The organism is Phaeovulum veldkampii DSM 11550, from assembly GCF_003034995.1.
Lineage (GTDB): Bacteria > Pseudomonadota > Alphaproteobacteria > Rhodobacterales > Rhodobacteraceae > Phaeovulum > Phaeovulum veldkampii.
Genome location: NZ_PZKF01000002.1, coordinates 91,385 through 109,741 on the forward strand (window position 1 = coordinate 91,385; position 18,357 = coordinate 109,741).

The window sequence follows — 18,357 nt, forward strand, 5'->3', positions numbered from 1 at the left end:
GACGATGCGACCGCTGGTTCTGGATGTGGACGGCACCTTCCTGCGCACCGACATGCTGCTGGAATGTTTCTGGGGCGCGCTGGGCCGCGATCCGCTGGCCACTCTCGCCGCGCTGCGCCACCTGCGCGACCGGCCGCAGCTTAAGGCCGAACTGGCGGCGCTGGCGCAATTGCGCACCGATCTTTTGCCCGTCAACCCCGATGTGGCTGCCCGCGCCGCCGCCGCCATGGCCGAGGGGCGCGAGGTGGTTCTGGCCTCGGCCGCCGATCGCGGGCTGGTGGCGCGTCTGGCCGCCGATCACGGGCTGTCGCCGCGGGTCTTTGCCTCGGGCGAGGGCGTCAACCTCAAGGGGGCGGTCAAGGCGCAGGCGTTGGTGGCGGCCTTTGGCCCGCGCGGCTTTGACTATGCGGGCAACGAGCCGGCCGACCGCGCCGTGTGGGATCAGGCCGAAACCGCGCTGGTGGTGGGCGATGCGGCCAGCGCCCGTGCCCTGGCCGCAGCCGGGCGCCCGGTTCAGCACTTGCCCGGCGGCTGGTCGGTGCGGGCGCTGGCCCGCGCCTTGCGACCGCATCAATGGGTCAAGAACGTGCTCTTGCTGCTACCGATGATCGCCGCGCATCAATTTGACATGGCCACGCTGCTGCCGGTTCTTTTGGGGGTCGTGGCGTTTTCGGCCGCCGCCTCGGCCATCTACATCGTCAACGATCTGCTGGATCTGGAGGCCGACCGCCTGCACCCGGTCAAGCACCGCCGCCCCTTTGCCGCCGGAGCGGTACCGATCGGGGTGGGGATGCTGGCCTGCCTTGGGCTGGGCGGGGTGGCGTTGATGATCGGTGCGGCGCTGAACATGGCCTTTCTGGGGGTTCTGATCCTCTACATGGTCACATCGCTGGCCTATTCGCTCCGGCTCAAGCGCGCGCGCTGGGTCGATGTGGCGACGTTGGCCGGGCTATACACGCTGCGCGTGGTGGCGGGCGCGGCGGCGGGCGGCATTGCCGCCTCGCTCTACATGCTGATCTTTGTGTTCCCGGTCTTTCTGACCCTTGGCTGTGTCAAGCGGTTGACCGAGCTGGCGCTGGCGCCCGATGCGGGGCGGCTGCCGGGGCGCGGCTATGGGCGCGCAGACCGGGCCGATCTGCTGAACGTCGCGGGGCTGGGCGTGTTTGGCGCACTGCTGATCTTTTTCCTCTACAGCCTGTCCGAACAGGGCCGCGCGCTTTATCCCGACAGTTGGTTGATGTGGCTGGCGATGCTGCCGATCGGCGTCTGGCTGGTGCGGATGGTGGCGTTGGGCTGGATGGGCCGCCAGGACCATGATCCGATCGTCTTTGCGATGCGCGACAAGCTGGGGCTGGGCCTCGTGATGCTGACGCTTGCGCTGATGTTCTGGGCCGCCGGGCTGTGGGGGCAGTGGTTCGGCTAGGCTAGATTTTCAGCTTCTTGAAGATCGGCTCGGGGATGGTGCGGATGATCAGCATGATCCAGCGCCAGAAGAACGGGGTGTAGATCACGTTGCGCCGCCGCAAGATTGCGCTGCGAATGTCGGCGGCCACCGCTTCGGGGCGGGCGACCAGAAACATGCCAGGCAGCCCCCATGTCATCGCGGTATCGACAAAGCCGGGCTTGACCGTCACCACATGCCCGCCGGCGCGGCCCAGCCGGTTGCGCAAGCCCGACAGATAGGCGTGAAATCCCGCCTTGGCCGCGCCGTAGACATAGTTCCCCAGCCGCCCGCGGTCTCCCGCGACGGAACCCACGCCCACCACGGTGCCCGCGCCTCGCGCCTCGATCACGGGTGCCAGCATCTGCAGGAACCGCGCGGGGCCTGCAAAATTGTCCGCGACCACCCCCTCGATCAGCGCGGGGTCGGCGTCGATCGCGGCTTGCGGCGGCATCGAGCCAGCAAATACCGCCGCGCTGATCGGGCCGGGTTCGGCCGCGGCGCGGGCGATCAATGCGGCGAAGGTTGCGGCATCGCGGGTATCAAACGCCATGGCTTCGGCCAGCCGCGCGCCGCGCAGGCGGCAGTCTTGGGCCAGCAGCGCCAGTTCGGCGCCATCCCGCCCGGCCAGCAGCAGGCCCGCGCCCTCTGCGGCAAGGCTGCGGGCAAAGGCGCGCGCCATCGCCGAGGTGGCGCCAAGAATGATCCAGGTGTCGCTCATGCGGGGGCTCTCAGTTGCAGGCGGCGGACAAGGTCGGTGGCCAGATAGCCTTGCGGGTCGGCACGGGCGGCCTCGTGCGCCCAAGCCCCCAGTTCGGGATACATCGCGCGGATCGTGGCCGGGGCGGCCAGCGCATCCTTGGCCAGATAGATCCGCCCCTCTGCCGCCAGCGCCATCGCCTCCAGCCGGGCGATCAGGTCGCGCGCGGCGGGACCGTTGGGAAAATCTATCGCCAGCGTCCAGCCCGCCATCGGAAAGCTGAGCATCCCGGCCCGCCCCGGCCCCATCCGCTTCAGCACCGCCAGCGGCGATGCAAGGCCCGAGGCCGCCACAGCCTCCAGCATTTCGCGCAGCGCCTTGGCGGCGCCCGGCGGCACCACGCATTGAAACTGGTGAAAGCCGCGCTTGCCGTATAGCCGGTTCCAGTCGTGCAGCCGGTCCAGCGGAAAGAAGAAATCGGGCAGCGCGCGCAGCCGGGTGCGGCCAGCGGGCGGAATGCGGTTGAAATAGGCCGCGTTGAAGGCCCGCACCACCGGCGCCGACAGCGCAAGGCCGGGCGCATCCAGCGCCACCTTGCGCGCGCGGGTCTGCGCCGCCACCGGCCCGGCGCTGTGGCGCGCCTCTTCGACGATGCCGCGGCCCAGCGTGGCGCCGGTCGCGGTGGCGTCGATCCAGCCCACGCAATAGGGCGCGTCCGACCGCTCCAGCGCAGCCAGATGATCGGACCAATGGGCGGCGCGGGTTTCTCGCACCTCCATCGCAGCCCCCGGAACCCGCATCAGCCGCAGCCGCGCCGACACGATTACCCCGGTCTGGCCCAGACCGCCAAGGGTCGCGAGAAACAGGTCGGTGCCCGGTGCCACCTCGACCGTCGCACCGCCCTGCAACAGGGTCAGGCTTTCGACATGCTGGCCAAAGCTGCCCGCGTGGTGGTGGTTCTTGCCGTGCACATCCTGCGCGATGGCGCCACCCACAGTGGCAAAGCCGGTGCCCGGCAGCACCGCAGGCAGCCAGCCGCGCGGCGCCAGCGCCGCCGCGATTTCGCCCAGCCGCGTGCCCGCTTCCACCTCCAGCAGCCCGGCGTCGGGATCAAATCCCGTCATCCGGTCCAGCCGGGTCATGTCGATGGCGCGACCGGCATCATTGGTGGCCGCATCGCCGTAGGACCGGCGCATCCCGATCGCAGGTGCCGGGGTTTCGGCGCAAATCCGCGCCAGATCGGCCCGGCGTTCGGGTCGGGCCAGATCGCCGCGCGCACGGTGACTGCGGCCCCAGCCGCTATACTCAAGCGTTTTCCAGCGCATGTCGTGGCCTTTTTGAAATCCGTTCGGCAACAGGAAAGACGGTAAGCCCGATGACGATGGCAAACCAGAGTGTCGTGAGGCGGATCACCGCCGTTGCGGGCAGCGCAATCTCCATGCCCACACCGTCAAGCGCCAGCAGCGCCACCATCGCCGCCTCTGCGCCGCCCAGACCGCCCGGCGCCCCGGTCAGGCCCCCGGCAAGCGTGGCAAAGATGAAAATCGCAACCGCCCGCCACAGCCCGATGTCGGCCCCCATGGCAGTCAGCAGCAGGTGAAAGGCATACCCTTCGGCCAGCCAGCCCAGCCCGCCCAGCGCCAGCGCAAGGCCCAGCGTCGGCCCATGGCTGAACCGCCCAAGCGAGCGCGCGGCATTCCGCGCGCGGGCAAACAGCCGCGGCGCCCGGCCCAGCGCGCGAAAGGCCAGGGTAACCGCACCGGCCAAAAGCCGCGGTCGCGTCACCAGCACAGCCGCACCCGCAGCCGCGATGGCCACCGGCACAGCGCCCGCCATGCCCCCCGCCGCCAGCGCGACCGAGAGCGCCAGCAAAAGCCCCATCGCCGCCAGATCCGCGGCCCGATCCATCAGTGCCAGCGGCGCGCCGCGTTCGAGCGGCCAGCCGGTTTCCCGCGCGATCCAGCGCATCCGCACCAGCTCGCCCAGCCGCCCCGGTGTCACGCTCAGCGCAAAGCCGCCGAGAAAGTGGCGCAGGTTCTGCGCCAGCCCCAGCCGTAGCCCGAGACGGCGGGCAAAGACGTGCCAGCGCAGCCCGCGGGCCAGATAGTTCAGGCCAGACAATGCCAGCAGCCCGGCCATCAGCGCGGGCGAAAGCCGCGCGATCTGGGCCAAGGTTTCCTCCCAGCCGGTCGCGGCGGCCAGCGCGGCAAGGCCGAACGCCACCAGCGCGATCAGTCCGGCCATCAGCGCAGCATCGCGCAGGCGCCGGTTCGGCGCAGGGGCGGGGGCAGAAGAGATCGGGCGTCGGGCTGTCATGCCGCACTGTCTGGCGACAGACCTAGGCAGGAATATGGAAATGTTTCGACCCGACGAACAATTCCCAAGGCTGCGGGCGGCACAGAGCCGCCCGCGCGGGGGTCAGTCGACAATGGTCGCCTCGGTCGCGGCGCGCAGTTCGGCCTCGGTCACGCCATCGGCCAGTTCAACAATGTGCAGCCCCTTGTGGCCCACATCCAGAACGCCAAGGTTTGTAATGATCCGGTCCACCACCGCCTTGCCGGTCAGGGGCAGGGTGCATTCGCGCAGCACCTTGGATTCGCCTGCCTTGTTGGTGTGATCCATCACCACCACCACGCGTTTCACCCCGGCGACAAGGTCCATCGCGCCGCCCATGCCCTTCACCAGCTTGCCGGGGATCATCCAGTTTGCCAGATCGCCCTTTTCCGACACCTCCATGGCGCCCAGAATTGCCATGGCGATCTTGCCGCCGCGGATCATGGCGAAACTGGTGGCGCTGTCGAAATAGGCCGAATGCGGCAGTTCGCTGATCGTCTGCTTGCCTGCGTTGATCAGATCGGGGTCCACCTGGTCCTCGGTCGGGAAGGGGCCGATGCCCAGCATCCCGTTTTCCGATTGCAGGGTGACGGTCACGCCTTCGGGGATGTAGTTGGCCACCAGCGTCGGAATGCCGATGCCGAGGTTCACATACATCCCGTCTTGCAGTTCCTTCGCGGCGCGCGCAGCCAGTTGGTTTCTGTCCCAAGCCATGTGTCAGCCCTCCCGCACAGTGCGCTGTTCGATTCGTTTTTCATGCGTGCCGGTGATGATCCGGTGCACATAGATGCCAGGCAGGTGGATGCAGTCGGGGTCCAGACTGCCCACCGGCACGATTTCCTCGACCTCTGCCACGCAAACACGCCCGCAGGTGGCGGCGGGCACGTTGAAGTTGCGCGCGGTCTTGCGGAACACGAGGTTGCCCGAGGTATCGGCCTTCCATGCCTTCACGATCGCCAGATCGACCACGATCCCGGTTTCAAGGATATAGGTTTCGCCGTTGAAATCCTTGTGCTCCTTGCCCTCGGCAATCACCGTGCCGACGCCGGTTTTCGTGTAGAACCCCGGAATGCCCGCGCCGCCCGCGCGCATCCGTTCGGCCAGCGTGCCCTGCGGGTTGAATTCCAGCTCCAGTTCGCCCGACAGATACTGCCGCATGAATTCGGCGTTTTCGCCGACATAGGACGAGATCATCTTCTTGATCTGGCGCGTATCCAGCAGCTTGCCCAGACCAAAGCCGTCCACCCCGCAGTTGTTCGAGGCGATCGTCACATCCTTCACGCCGCTGTCCACCAGCGCGTCGATCAGCAATTCGGGAATGCCGCAGAGGCCGAAGCCCCCGGCGGCGATGCTCATTCCATCGCGCAGCAGGCCGTCAAGGGCCTCGGCAGCGGATGCGTAAACCTTCTTCATGGATACCTCCCCATCGGTCTGGGAAAGTTGTGGCGAAGGGGCGCCGCGCTGTCAATTGCCGCGCCGCGGCGGGGGCGGGCGAAAATTTTTCGTCCGAAAAATTTTGCCACCTCCGGTCGGGTCAGGGCACCTTGGCGGCCTTGGGTTTTGCCGCCGCCTTGGGCTTGGCTGCAGCCTTGGGTTTCGCGGCAGCCTTGGGCTCGGCCGCAGTCTTGGCCTTGGCGGGGGCCTTGGGTTTTGCCGCGGCCTTGGCGCGGGTGGCCTTTTTCGGCGCCTTGGCGGCCTTTTCGGCCAGCAGCGGCAGCGCCTCTTCCAGCGTCATCGCCTCGGGTTCCACGCCTTTCGGAAGGGTGGCGTTGACCTTGCCCCATTTCACATAAGGCCCGTAGCGGCCCGGCATCACCTGAATGGCGCCGCCGTCGGGGTGTTCACCCAGTTCTTTCAGCGGTTGCGCAGCGGCACCGCGGCCCGGCCCGCGCGCCGCCTTGAGCGCCAGCACCTCCACCGCGCGGTTCATGCCGATGGTGAACACCTCTTCGACATCGGGCAGGTTCGCATAGGTGCCGTTGTGTTTTACATAAGGCCCAAAGCGACCGATCGCCGCCTCGACCGGGGCGCCATCTTCGGGGTGCAGTCCGATCTGGCGGGGCAGGTTCAGCAGGCTCAGCGCGCGCTCCAGCGTCAGCGTCTCGGGCGCCCAGCCCTTGGGCAGGCTGGCGCGCGGCGGCTTGGGCGCATCGGCAGTTGCCTCGCCCTTCTGCACATAGGGGCCAAAGCGGCCCGCGCGCAGGCTGATAGGCTGGCCATCCTCGTCATGCCCCAGAAGGTTGCCATCAGGTGCGATCGCCGCGCCCTCGTCGCCGCCCGGTGCCGACAGGGGCCGGGTATAGCGGCACTCGGGATAGTTCGAACAGCCGATGAAGGCGCCGCCCCCGCGGGCGGTTTTCAGGTTCAGCCGCCCCGCCCCGCAGACCGGGCAGGATTTGGGGTCGCTCCCATCGGCCCGCGGCGGGTAGAGATGCGGCGCCAGAACCTCGTCGATCTTTTCCAGCACCTCGGTGATGCGCAATTCCGACGTTTCCGCGATGGCCGCCGAGAAATCGCGCCAGAACCGGGCCAGCACATCCTTGTAATGCCGGTCCCCTGCCGAGATATCGTCAAGCTCTGCTTCCAGATCGGCGGTGAAATCGTATTCCACATATTTGCGGAAGTAGTTTGACAGGAACGCCGTCACCAACCGTCCGGTATCTTGCGGGATCAGGCGGTTCTTGTCTTTGGTGACATAGCCGCGATCCTGAATCGTGGTGACAATGCTGGCATAGGTCGAGGGGCGGCCGATGCCCAGTTCTTCCATCCGCTTGACCAGCGTCGCCTCGGTGTAGCGCGGGGGCGGCTGGGTAAAATGCTGCTCGGGCACGACGCTGCGCTTGTCGGCAGGCTCGCCCTGCATGATCTGCGGCAGGCGGGCGCCGTCGTCGCCCTCGTCATCGTCGCGGCCCTGATCATAGACCTTGAGAAAGCCGTCAAACAGCACCACCTGCCCGGTCGCGCGCAATTCCACCTGACCGTCGGGGCTGGCCACATCGACCGTGGTGCGCTCCATCCGGGCAGCGGCCATCTGGCTGGCGATGGTGCGCTTCCAGATCAGGTCATACAGCTTTTTCTGGTCGCCCTCGGCGTGCAGCCGGTCAGGCGACAGGCTCATGTCGGTGGGGCGGATGCATTCATGCGCCTCCTGCGCGTTCTTGGCCTTGTTCTTGTACATCCGCGGGCTGTCGGGGACGTAGTCGGCGCCAAAGCGGCGCTTGATCTCGTCGCGCGCGGCCATCACCGCCTCGGGGGCCATGTCGATGCCATCGGTCCGCATGTAGGTGATATGCCCCGCCTCATACAGCCGCTGCGCCGCGCTCATGCAGGCCTTGGCGCCCATGCCGAACTTGCGGCTGGCCTCCTGTTGCAGAGTCGAGGTCATGAACGGCGCCCAGGGGTTGCGGCTGGCGGGCTTTGCCTCGACCGATTTCACCACCAAGGTTCGATTTGTGACAGCCTGCACCGCAATTTCGGCCGCCTCGGCGGTTCCGATATCGAATTTGTCCAGCTTCTTGCCGCCCAGCACGGTCAGCCGCGCGCTGAATTCCTGCCCGCGCGGGGTAACCAGCGCTGCGGTGACGGTCCAGTATTCGCGGGCGCGGAACGCCTCGATCTCCATCTCGCGTTCCACGATCAGCCGCAGGCAGACCGATTGCACCCGCCCCGCCGATTTCGCGCCCGGCAGTTTGCGCCACAGCACCGGCGACAGGTTGAAGCCCACCAGATAATCCAGTGCGCGGCGGGCCAGATAGGCCTCGACCAGCGCCACATCGACCTGCCGTGGCTTGGCCATCGCCTCGGTCACGGCGGATTTGGTGATTGCGTTGAAGGTGACGCGGCTGACCTTCTTGCCCTTTTTCAGGCTGGAGGCCAGCGCCTCTTGCAGGTGCCACGAAATCGCCTCGCCCTCGCGGTCGGGGTCGGTGGCAAGGATCAGTTCGTCATCGGTCTTCAGTGCCTCGGTAATCGCGCGGATGTGCTTTTTGCTGTCCGCCGCAACCTCCCATTTCATCGCAAAGCCATCGTCCGGATCGACCGATCCATCCTTGGCGGGCAGGTCGCGGACATGGCCGAAGGATGCCAGAACGGTATAGTCAGAGCCGAGATATTTGTTGATTGTCTTGGCCTTGGCGGGGGATTCGACGACGACAACGGCCATGACTTCCTCTTGGGCGAACGGAACCTGCGCTATGGGCGGGGAACATGGGGGGCAGGCGGGGGCATTGTCAATGCGCCTTGGGCCGGGCCATGATGCTTGACGTGGGCCGGTGCGGTTGGCCAGATGGCGCGGCTGGGGGGCAGGATGCGGCAGTGGGTCAGGCAGATCGGGTTGGGTTTCATGCTGGCGCCGGTCGCGGCGCCGGGCTTGGCGCAGGGCTGGGAGGCGCCCGCTCGCGGCAGTGAGTTGCGTGCCGATCTGATGGATGCGATCCGCCCCCATGCCGAATGGATGCTGGGCGCCCCGGTCGAGTTTGTGGTCAACGATCTGAGGGTGCGGGGCGACCGGGCGGTGGCGATGCTGGTGGCGCAGCGCCCCGGCGGCGGAGTGATCGACGTGGCGCGCAGCCCGATGGTAGCGCGCGGCGAGTTTGCCCCCGAAATTGCCGATATCGCGCATATCGAGGCGTTCTATGTTCGCTCGGGGCGCACATGGGTGGCGCTGCACTGGGCAATCGGGGCCACCGATCCGTGGTTTGCCTGGGAACCGATCTGTGCCGAGTTCGGCGCGCTGATCCCGGAATATTGCCGCTAGCAACGCGCAATCGCGCGGCAGGCCAGACTGCGGGGTCAGACTGCGGGGTCAGACTGTGCGGGCCAGCAGGCCGCCGGGTTGGCGCAGGATCAGACCTTCCATCTCCAGCGCCAGAAGGTGAGGCGCCACGGTCGCCGCGGGCAGCGCCAGATCGCGGATCAGCTGATCTTCGGCCAGCGGGCTGGGGCCAAGCCGGTCAAGGATATGGCGGTGCAGATCGCTCGCCGGGCGTGGCGGTGCCGCAGCGCCGATGGCGGGCGCTGTAGGGGCGGGGGCTGCTGCTGCGGATTTGTCGGGGGCCGGTGCGGGTTGGCCCAGCACCGCCAGCACATCCTCGGCCCCGCGCACCAGAACCGCACCGTCGCGGATCAGCGCATTGCAGCCCGATGCCCGCGCATCCAGCGGATGGCCCGGCACAGCCAACACCTCGCGCCCCTGATCAAGCGCCATCTGCGCCGTGATCAGGCTGCCCGACCGTGCCGCCGCCTCGACCACCACCACCGCGCGCACCAACCCGGCTATGATCCGGTTACGCATCGGAAAATGCCGCGCTTGCGGATCAAGCCCCGGCGGCTGTTCCGACACGCGCAGGCCATGGCCGGCAATTGCGACCGCAAGCGCCGCGTTTTCGGCGGGGTAGATCACATCCACCCCGCCCGCCTGCACCGCCACCGTGCCGGTGGGCAAGGCCGCCGCATGGGCCGCCGCATCGACCCCGCGCGCCAGCCCCGACACCACCACAAAACCCGCCGCCCCCAACCCCTCGGCCAGTTTGCGCGCCATCCGCTGACCCAGCGACGAGGCGTTGCGCGCCCCCACCAGCGCCACCATCGGGCGCATCATCAGGCCCGGATCGCCCAGCGCCCACAAGACCGGCGGCGCATCGGGCAGGTCGGCCAGTGCCGCGGGATAGCCGGGCTGCGCGATGCGCAGCATCCGCGCGCCCGCTTTGCGCGCCGCCCGCATTTCGGCCAGCGCCACGGGTTCGGGGCAGGGGGTGTAATCGGCCACGCCCGCCGCGCGCGCCACCTGGGGCAATGCGGCCAGCGCCGCGCTGGCCGAGCCGTGCTCGGCGATCAGCCGGTGATAGGTGGTGGCGCCCACGCGGCGAGAACGGATGAGGCGAAGGACCGACAGGTCGTCTTCTTCCGACGTTGGGGGGGGGAGGAGGATGGGGCAAGAAAACAAACCCTTGGTCATCCGATCCTCCGCCGCATCCGCCCCCTCTTTTTACGCGCGCAAGGTTAACAACTCGTTTACGCGATCCGGTCTGGTGCGCTGCTGGCGTTGCGCCCTCAGGTGGCCGAGCCGCCCACCGTCAGCCCGCCGATCATCAGCGTCGGCTGGCCTACCCCCACCGGCACCCACTGGCCCGCCTTGCCGCAATTGCCGATGCCGGGGTCAAGCGCCATGTCGTTGCCGATCGCGCGCACCTGCCGCATTGCGGTGGGGCCGTCGCCGATCAGCGTGGCGCCCTTGACCGGCGCGCCGATCACGCCGTTTTTCACGCGGTAGGCCTCGGTGCAGGAAAACACGAACTTGCCATTGGTGATATCGACCTGCCCGCCGCCAAAGCCCACGGCATAGATGCCGTCTTTCAGGCTGGCCACAATGCCCGCGGGGTCGGCATCGCCGCCCAGCATGATCGTGTTGGTCATCCGTGGCATCGGGATATGTGCATAGCTTTCGCGCCGCCCGTTGCCGGTGGGGGCCACACCCATCAGGCGCGCGTTCTGGCGGTCCTGCATATAGCCCACAAGGATGCCGTTCTCGATCAGCACGGTCCGCCCCGAGGCCGTGCCCTCGTCATCCACGCTGATCGAGCCGCGCCGGTCGGGGATCGTGCCGTCATCGACCACCGTCACGCCGGGGGCGGCCACGCGCTGACCCATCAGCCCGGAAAAGGCCGATGTCTTCTTGCGGTTGAAATCCCCCTCCAGCCCATGGCCCACCGCCTCGTGCAGCAGGATGCCGGGCCAGCCCGCGCCCAGCACCACATCCATCTGGCCCGCGGGCGCGGGCTCGGCGCCCAGATTCACCTGCGCCACCCGCAACGCCTCGCGCGCGGCGGCCTGCCATGTGTCGGGCGCCATAAGCTGCGCCAGCCCATGCCGCCCGCCGCCGCCATTGCTGCCCGATTCGCGGCGACCGTTTTCCTCGACGATGACCGAGACATTGATCCGCGCCATCGGCCGGATGTCCCGCACCAGCCCGCCCTCGGGGCGCAGGATGAATACCTCTTGCAGGCTGGCGGCCAGCGAAGCCGAAACCTGCACCACCCGCGGATCAAGCGCGCGTGTAAAGGCGTCGATCTCGCGCAGAAGGTCGATTTTGGCGGCAAAGGGGGCGTCGGCCATCGGGTCGGCGTCGGTATACAGATGGCGGTTGGTGCCGGCGGGGGGCGGGGCCATCACGCCGCCACCCGCACCCACCGCAAGGCGCGCGGTTTCGGCGGCCCGTGTCAGCGCGGCTTCGGAAATCTCGGTGGCATGGGCATAGCCCGCCACCTCGCCCCGCACCGCGCGCAGCCCGAAGCCTTCGGATGCGTCGTAAGAGGCGTTCCTGATCCGCCCGTCATCCAGCAGGATCGATTCTGACCGGCGGCGTTCCAGATACAACTCGCCATCCTCGGCCCCCGCCAGTGCGCCGCGCAACGTGGCCAGCGCGCGGTCGCGGTCGATCAGCGTGTCGAAAGGCGAAAAGCGGGGGGTATCCATCGGGCATCCTTTGCGGCGGGGCATCATTTACAATATGGCCGTGCGGGGCAGAATGACAACGCCCGCCCCTCACGCGGAATTTCAGATGCGGAAGGGATGACAGCGCCGCCGGGCTGGCGTATCACGGCCCGAACGATCTGGGGGCGGTTTCATGCGCTATGTTTCGACCCGGGGGCAGGCCCCGGTGCTTTCCTTTGGCGAGGCGATGCTGACGGGGCTAGCCCGAGACGGCGGGCTTTATGTGCCCGAAACGATCCCGACCCTTGCGCCCGCCGACATCGCGGCCCTGGCCGGTCTGCCCTATGAGGAGGTGGCCTTTCGCGTGATGCGCCCCTTCACCGGCGACACCTTTGGCGATGACGAATTGAAGGGCGCCATCGCCCGCGCCTATGCGGGCTTTGGCCATGCCGCCCGCGCGCCGCTCAAGCAGCTTGCGCCGGGGCATTTTTTGCTGGAGCTGTTCCACGGCCCGACGCTGGCGTTCAAGGATTTCGCCATGCAGATCATCGGGCAGTTGTTCCAGATCGCGTTGGCGCGCGAAGGCCGCCACATCACCATCGTCGGCGCCACCTCGGGCGATACCGGATCGGCCGCGATCGAGGCGTTCCGCGGGCTGGACAATGTGGATGTGTTCATCCTGTTCCCACATGGCCGCGTGTCGGACGTGCAGCGCCGGCAGATGACCACGCCCACCGAGGCCAACGTGCATGCGCTGGCGCTGGAGGGCGACTTTGACGATTGTCAGGCCCGCGTGAAGGACATGTTCAACGACTTTGCCTTCCGCGATGAAGTGGGGCTGGCGGGGGTGAACTCGATCAACTGGGCGCGGGTGCTGGCGCAGGTGGTGTATTATTTCACCGCTGCCGTGGCGCTGGGCGCGCCGCATCGCCGGGTGGCCTTCACCGTGCCCACCGGCAATTTCGGCGACATCTTCGCAGGCTACATCGCGCAGCAGATGGGCCTGCCGATCGAGACGCTGGTGATCGCTACCAACCAGAACGACATTCTGCACCGTTGCCTGACCACGGGGCGCTATGAAACCGATGGCGTGCGCGCCTCGATCAGCCCGTCGATGGATATTCAGGTGTCCTCGAACTTTGAACGCGCGCTGTTCATGGCCTATGGCCGCGACGGCGCGGCGGTGGCGCAACTGATGGACGAGTTGAAGACGAAGGGCGGCTTTGCGGTGTCGCAGGGGGCCTTGCAGGCCCTGCGCGAGACCTATACCTCGGGGCGCTGTTCCGAGGGTGAGACGATTTCGACCATCGCCATGGAACTCGCCGCCTCGGGCGAATTGCTGTGCCCGCATTCCGCCGTGGGTGTGAAGGTGGCGGGCGAACATGTCGCCGCCCCGGTGCCGATGGTGACGCTGGCCACCGCGCACCCGGCGAAATTCCCCGATGCGGTGGAAACGGCAACCGGCATCCGCCCCGCGCTGCCGCCCCGCATGGCCGATCTGTTCGACCGGCCCGAACGCATGACCCGTGTTCCCAACGATTTGCAGGCGCTTGAGGCGCTGATTCAGGAAAGGCGCCGCCGTTGACCATCAACCTGACCACGCTGCCCAATGGCCTCAGGATCGTGACCGAACGGATGCCGGGGCTTGCCTCGGCCTCGGTCGGGATCTGGGTCACGGCGGGCGGACGGCACGAACGGGCCGAACAGAACGGCATCGCGCATTTTCTGGAACACATGGCCTTCAAGGGCACGGCGCGCCGCACGGCCTTGCAGATCGCCGAGGAAATCGAGGATGTGGGCGGCTATATCAACGCCTACACCTCGCGCGAGATGACGGCCTATTACGCCCGCGTGCTGGAGGCCGATGTGGCCCTTGCGCTGGATGTCATTTCCGACATCGTGCTGAACCCGGTTTTTGACGCGCGCGAGATCGAGGTCGAACGCCATGTGATCTTGCAGGAAATCGGGCAGGCGCTGGATACGCCCGACGACATCATCTTTGACTGGCTGCAAGAGGCAGCCTATCCCGATCAGGCGATGGGCCGCACCATTCTGGGGCCGGCCGAGCAGGTTTCGGCCTTTGACCGGGCCGATCTGGCGGGCTTCGTGGCCGAGCATTACGGGCCGGACCAGATGATCCTGTCGGCGGCGGGGGCGGTCGATCATGACGCCATCGTGCGGCAGGCCGAGGCGATCTTTGGCGCGCTGAAGCCGGTGGGTGAACGCGGTATCCAGCCCGCCCGCTGGCACGGGGTCGAACGGCGCGAGGTCAAGGATCTGGAGCAGGTGCATTTCGCGCTGGCGCTGGAAGGGCCGGGCTACCGCGACGCTGATCTTTACACCGCGCAGGTCTATACCACCGCGCTGGGCGGCGGCATGTCGAGCCGGCTGTTCCAGAAGATCCGCGAAGAGCGGGGGCTGTGTTATTCGATCTTTGCGCAGGCCGGGGCCTATGAGGATACCGGCATGATCACGATCTATGCGGGCACTTCGGCCGAGGAAATCGACGAATTGTGCGGGCTGACCATCGACGAATTGAAACGCTCGGCCGAGGACATGACCGAGGCCGAGGTTGCCCGCGCCCGCGCGCAGATGAAGGCGGGCATGTTGATGGGGCTGGAAAGCCCGTCCAGCCGGGCCGAGCGGATGGCCCGCAATCTGGCGATCTGGGGCCGGGTGATCGGCATCGAGGAGGCCACCGCCAAGATCGAGGCGGTCACCACCCCCATCGTGCGCGACTATGCGCAGCGTCTGGCAGGTTCGGCGCAATCGGCGCTGGCGCTTTACGGCCCGGTGACGGCAGCGCCCGGCTTGCGCGATCTGCGCCGCCGGCTTGCCGCCTGATGCTGGGGCGGCGGCGCAAGCTGCGGATCGAGACGGAGCGGATGACGCTGCGTCTGCCGCGCCACGCCGACCATGCCGAATGGGCTGCGCTGCGGCTGGACAGCCGCGACTTTCTGGTGCCGTGGGAGCCGGGCTGGGCGCCCGATCATCTGACCCGCAAGGGCTTTGCCAATCGTGTCTATTGGTCGGCCCGCGCCGAAAGCTCTGGCACGGCGCTGCCCTTGTTTCTGATCCGGCGCGAGGATGAGGTTCTGCTGGGTGCGATCACGCTGGACAACATCCGCCGCGGTCCTGCGCAGGCCGGGACGCTGGGCTATTGGGTGGGGGCGCCCCACGCCCGCCAAGGCTACATGCGCGAGGCTATTCGCGCCGTGGTGCACCATGCCTTCACCGTGCTGGATCTGAGCCGGATCGAGGCCGCCTGCCTGCCGGAAAACGCGGCCTCGCGCGGGGTGCTGGAGAAATCGGGGTTCAAATATGAGGGCGTGGCGCAAAGCTATCTGCAGATCAACGGACGCTGGCGCAACCATGTACTGTATTCCAACCTGCGGGCCGACAGGCGCGGGCGCACCGATATCGGCTGAAGGCCGGGGGGCGCTGCCCCCCGGACCCCCCGGGATATTTGGGCCAAGATGAAGGGGAATGGGGAATGCTGAACCCGGCAGATGCAGAGTTTGCGGCGCGGCTGGGGGCGCTGGGGCTTGAGGCGGTGCCTGCGGGCGCGGCCTATCTGGAGGAGCCGCGCGGCCGGCTTGCCGGTGTGGCTGGGCTTTTGGTGCGGCCCCGCACGGTGGAGGAGGTTGCGGCACTGCTGCGCGCCTGTTCGGCGGCGCGAGTGGGGGTGGTGCCCTATGGCGGCGGCACCGGGCTGGTTGGGGGGCAGGTGCTGACCGAGGGGTCTGCGCCGGTGACCCTGTCGCTGGAACGTATGGCTGCGCTGCGGGCGGTGGACCCGGTGGGCAATGTGGCCATCGTCGAGGCGGGGATGACGCTGCAGGCCGTGCAGGAGGCGGCGGCCGAGGTGGGGCGGGTGTTTCCGCTGACGCTGGCAAGCCAGGGATCAGCCCGGATCGGCGGCTGTCTGGCGACCAATGCAGGGGGCGTGAACGTGCTGCGCTATGGCAATGCGCGCGATCTGTGCCTGGGGCTGGAGGCGGTGCTGGCCGATGGCACGATCCTGCGCGGGCTTAAACGGCTGCGCAAGGACAATACAGGCTATGATCTGCGCGGGCTGCTGGTGGGGTCGGAAGGCACGCTGGGGGTGATTACGGCCGCCAGCCTGCGGCTGTTTCCGCGCCCGGCAGCAGAGGGCACGGCGATGCTGGCGGTGGCCTCGCCCGCCGCAGCGCTGGAGCTGCTGGCGCTGGCCGAGGCGCGGATGGCGGGCTGTGTGTCGGCCTTTGAGCTGATCCACCGGCAGGGGCTTGCCTTTCTGGAGGAGGTCATGCCGAAAGTGCGTCAGCCCTTTGTCACGCGCCGCGAGTGGTCTGTGCTGATCGAGGTGGGTCTGCCCGAAGGGATCGACCCGCAGGTGGCGCTGGCGGGGCTGTTTGAGGCCGGGGCCAAGCGGGGCCTTGTCTGCGATGGCGTGATCGCGCAGGGCGCGGCGCAGCGCGCGGCGTTCTGGCGGCTGCGGGAAAGCCTGCCCGAGGCGAACCGGCGGATCGGCTCGATCTCGAGCCACGACATTTCGGTGCCGCTGTCGGACCTGCCTGCCTTTATCGACCGCGCCGGCCCGGCGCTGGCGGCGCTGGGCGACATGCGGGTGAACTGCTTTGGCCATGTGGGCGACGGCAACCTGCACTACAACGTCTTTCCCGCCAAGGGCCGCAGCCGCGCCGAGTATGAACACCTGCGCGGCCCGATCAAGGCGTGTGTGCACGGGATCGTGGATGCCTTCGGCGGGTCGGTTTCGGCCGAACATGGCGTAGGCCGGATCAAGCGCGCCGATCTGGAGCGCTATGCCGACCCCGGCAAGCTGGCGGCGATGCGGGCGATCAAGGCGGCGCTTGACCCGCTGGGCATTCTGAACCCCGGCGCGGTGATCGGCTGACCCCGCGCCGGGCGAGGCCTAAGCCCCGTCGAATTCGCACAGGACGTTGACGGGGACGCCCTGACGTTCCAGCAGCCTGCGACCGCCCAGTTCCGGCAGATCGACGATGAAGGTGCAGCCGACCACCTCGGCGCCCAGCCGTTGGACCAGCTTGATCCCGGCCTCGCAGGTGCCGCCCGTGGCCAGCAGGTCATCGACGATCAGCACCTTTTCGCCCGGTTTCAGCGCATCGTCGTGAATTTCCATCACTGCCTCGCCATATTCCAGCTTGTAGGCCTGGCTGATCGTGGCGCCGGGCAGCTTGCCCTTCTTGCGGATTGGCACAAAGCCCACGGTCAACTGATGCGCAATGGCCCCGCCCAGGATGAAGCCGCGCGCCTCAAGCCCCACGACCTTGTCGATCCGCGCGCCGGCATAGGGGTGCAAAAGCTGGTCGATCGCCATGCGAAACCCGCGCGGGTCTGCAAACAGCGTGGTCACATCGCGGAACATGATCCCTTCATGCGGGAAGTCGGCGATGGTGCGGATATAGTCCTTGACGGTTTTCATCGGTCAGCCTTTCAGAACGCGGCCCGCGACCGCGTCGAGTTTTGCCAGAACGGCGGGGTCACGCTTTGCCGGTGCGGTCATGATCGCGGTATCGAGGGCGCGGTCGCAGCCCTGCGGGCAGGGGGCGCGGGTCGCGCCCAGCATCGCGGGCAGTCGCGCCACAAGGCTGCGGGCGTTGTCGGCGTTCTGGGTCAGGGTGGCGATGATCTGCGTCACCTCCACCGCGTCATGGTCGGGGTGCCAGCAATCGTAATCGGTGATCATCGCGACCGAGGCATAGCACAGCTCGGCCTCGCGGGCCAGTTTCGCCTCGGGCATGCCGGTCATGCCGATCACGTCGCAGCCCCAGACGTCGCGGTAAAGCCGCGATTCCGCCAAGGTGGAAAACTGCGGGCCTTCCATCGTCAGATAGGTGCCGCCGCGGTGCGCGGTGATGCCGCTGTCCTGCGCGGCCTGATAGCAGACATCGGACAGGCGTGCGCAGGTGGGGTGCGCCACGCTGACATGGGCCACGCAGCCGGTGCCGAAGAACGACTTTTCGCGCGCAAAGGTGCGGTCGATATACTGATCGACGATCAGGAAATGCCCCGGCGCATATTCCTCGCGGAACGACCCGCAGGCGGAAACGGCGATCACATCGGTCACGCCAAGGCGTTTGAGCGCGTCGATATTGGCGCGATAGGGAACAGTGGTGGGGCTATGCACATGGCCGCGGCCGTGGCGCGGCAGGAACGCCATTTTCACGCCGTTCAGCCGCCCCGTCAGGATTTCGTCCGAGGGCGTGCCCCAGGGCGTGTCCACCGCCTGCCAGCGCGCATCCTCAAGCCCCGCAATCTCATAGAGGCCCGAGCCGCCGATCACCCCGATCATGGTTTCCATGTTCGTCTCCATTCCAGTCCGGGCGGCAGATTAGGGCGCGCGCCGGGCGCAGAAAAGGGGGCAAGGGCGCGGGGACTGTGGCAAATCAACCCGCCAGAGCGTTTCCCTCGGCCGCGGGCCGCGCTA

Annotated in this window: 16 protein-coding genes; 6 read left to right on the top strand and 10 right to left on the bottom strand. The window is 67.6% G+C overall.

Annotated elements, in window-relative coordinates; all coding sequences use genetic code 11:
* Positions 1 to 4 precede the first annotated feature (4 nt).
* Complete coding sequence (locus C5F46_RS01355; RefSeq protein ID WP_235820045.1) at positions 5 to 1,423, top strand: UbiA family prenyltransferase; 1,419 nt, start codon at positions 5 to 7, stop codon at positions 1,421 to 1,423.
* Position 1,424: 1 nt separating this feature from the next.
* Here C5F46_RS01355 and C5F46_RS01360 read toward each other — a convergent pair whose 3' ends face one another.
* The 6 genes from C5F46_RS01360 to topA form a co-directional block, all read right to left on the bottom strand.
* A complete protein-coding gene (locus tag C5F46_RS01360; RefSeq protein ID WP_107323570.1) occupies positions 1,425 to 2,162 on the bottom strand; it encodes an SDR family oxidoreductase in 738 nt (245 codons plus the stop codon).
* Positions 2,159 to 3,466, bottom strand: a complete 1,308-nt coding sequence (locus C5F46_RS01365) for an FAD-binding oxidoreductase (protein ID WP_107323571.1) — start codon at positions 3,464 to 3,466, stop codon at positions 2,159 to 2,161. The genes C5F46_RS01360 and C5F46_RS01365 overlap by 4 nt, the downstream gene beginning before the upstream one ends.
* Entirely contained in the window at positions 3,447 to 4,457 is a 1,011-nt protein-coding gene (locus C5F46_RS01370) for a lysylphosphatidylglycerol synthase transmembrane domain-containing protein (protein ID WP_107323572.1), read from the bottom strand. Before C5F46_RS01370 ends, C5F46_RS01365 begins: the two co-directional genes overlap by 20 nt.
* A gap of 102 nt (positions 4,458 to 4,559) precedes the next feature.
* The gene (locus C5F46_RS01375) at positions 4,560 to 5,189 is read right to left on the bottom strand and encodes a 3-oxoacid CoA-transferase subunit B (RefSeq protein WP_107323573.1); all 630 of its coding nucleotides are present in this window, start codon (positions 5,187 to 5,189) and stop codon (positions 4,560 to 4,562) included.
* A gap of 3 nt (positions 5,190 to 5,192) precedes the next feature.
* The gene (locus tag C5F46_RS01380) at positions 5,193 to 5,888 is read right to left on the bottom strand and encodes a CoA transferase subunit A (RefSeq protein ID WP_107323574.1); all 696 of its coding nucleotides are present in this window, start codon (positions 5,886 to 5,888) and stop codon (positions 5,193 to 5,195) included.
* Between the two features lie 121 nt (positions 5,889 to 6,009).
* A complete protein-coding gene (topA, locus tag C5F46_RS01385) occupies positions 6,010 to 8,637 on the bottom strand; it encodes a type I DNA topoisomerase (RefSeq protein WP_107323575.1) in 2,628 nt (875 codons plus the stop codon).
* Between the two features lie 144 nt (positions 8,638 to 8,781).
* Between topA and C5F46_RS01390 the strand changes: the two genes are divergently transcribed.
* A complete protein-coding gene (locus C5F46_RS01390) occupies positions 8,782 to 9,231 on the top strand; it encodes a hypothetical protein (protein WP_133618329.1) in 450 nt (149 codons plus the stop codon).
* A 48-nt stretch (positions 9,232 to 9,279) separates the two neighbouring features.
* On the opposite strand, the gene dprA is transcribed toward C5F46_RS01390, so the two are convergent.
* Both dprA and tldD read right to left on the bottom strand, forming a co-directional pair.
* Complete coding sequence (gene dprA / locus C5F46_RS01395; protein WP_107323577.1) at positions 9,280 to 10,431, bottom strand: DNA-processing protein DprA; 1,152 nt, start codon at positions 10,429 to 10,431, stop codon at positions 9,280 to 9,282.
* A gap of 95 nt (positions 10,432 to 10,526) precedes the next feature.
* Positions 10,527 to 11,948 carry a metalloprotease TldD gene (gene tldD / locus C5F46_RS01400; protein WP_107323578.1) on the bottom strand — a complete coding sequence of 474 codons (1,422 nt, stop codon included), beginning with the start codon at positions 11,946 to 11,948 and terminating at the stop codon, positions 10,527 to 10,529.
* A gap of 151 nt (positions 11,949 to 12,099) precedes the next feature.
* Here tldD and thrC point away from each other — a divergent pair, with 151 nt between their 5' ends.
* From thrC to C5F46_RS01420, 4 genes are all read left to right on the top strand, one after another.
* Positions 12,100 to 13,491: a threonine synthase gene (gene thrC, locus C5F46_RS01405; protein ID WP_107323579.1), complete on the top strand. Its 1,392-nt coding sequence runs from the start codon at positions 12,100 to 12,102 to the stop codon at positions 13,489 to 13,491.
* On the top strand, positions 13,488 to 14,750 hold the full coding sequence (locus C5F46_RS01410) for a M16 family metallopeptidase (RefSeq protein ID WP_107323580.1): 1,263 nt from the start codon (positions 13,488 to 13,490) through the stop codon (positions 14,748 to 14,750). Before thrC ends, C5F46_RS01410 begins: the two co-directional genes overlap by 4 nt.
* On the top strand, positions 14,750 to 15,334 hold the full coding sequence (locus C5F46_RS01415) for a GNAT family N-acetyltransferase (RefSeq protein WP_107323581.1): 585 nt from the start codon (positions 14,750 to 14,752) through the stop codon (positions 15,332 to 15,334). The genes C5F46_RS01410 and C5F46_RS01415 overlap by 1 nt, the downstream gene beginning before the upstream one ends.
* A 65-nt stretch (positions 15,335 to 15,399) precedes the next feature.
* Positions 15,400 to 16,803 carry an FAD-binding oxidoreductase gene (locus tag C5F46_RS01420; RefSeq protein ID WP_107323582.1) on the top strand — a complete coding sequence of 468 codons (1,404 nt, stop codon included), beginning with the start codon at positions 15,400 to 15,402 and terminating at the stop codon, positions 16,801 to 16,803.
* 18 nt (positions 16,804 to 16,821) lie between these two features.
* Here the strand turns inward: C5F46_RS01420 and C5F46_RS01425 are convergent, their stop codons facing one another.
* Positions 16,822 to 17,352, bottom strand: coding sequence for an adenine phosphoribosyltransferase (locus C5F46_RS01425; RefSeq protein WP_107323583.1), 531 nt, complete (start codon positions 17,350 to 17,352; stop codon positions 16,822 to 16,824).
* 3 nt (positions 17,353 to 17,355) lie between these two features.
* Positions 17,356 to 18,231, bottom strand: a complete 876-nt coding sequence (locus tag C5F46_RS01430) for an S-methyl-5'-thioadenosine phosphorylase (protein WP_107323626.1) — start codon at positions 18,229 to 18,231, stop codon at positions 17,356 to 17,358.
* Between the last annotated feature and the right edge of the window lie 126 nt (positions 18,232 to 18,357).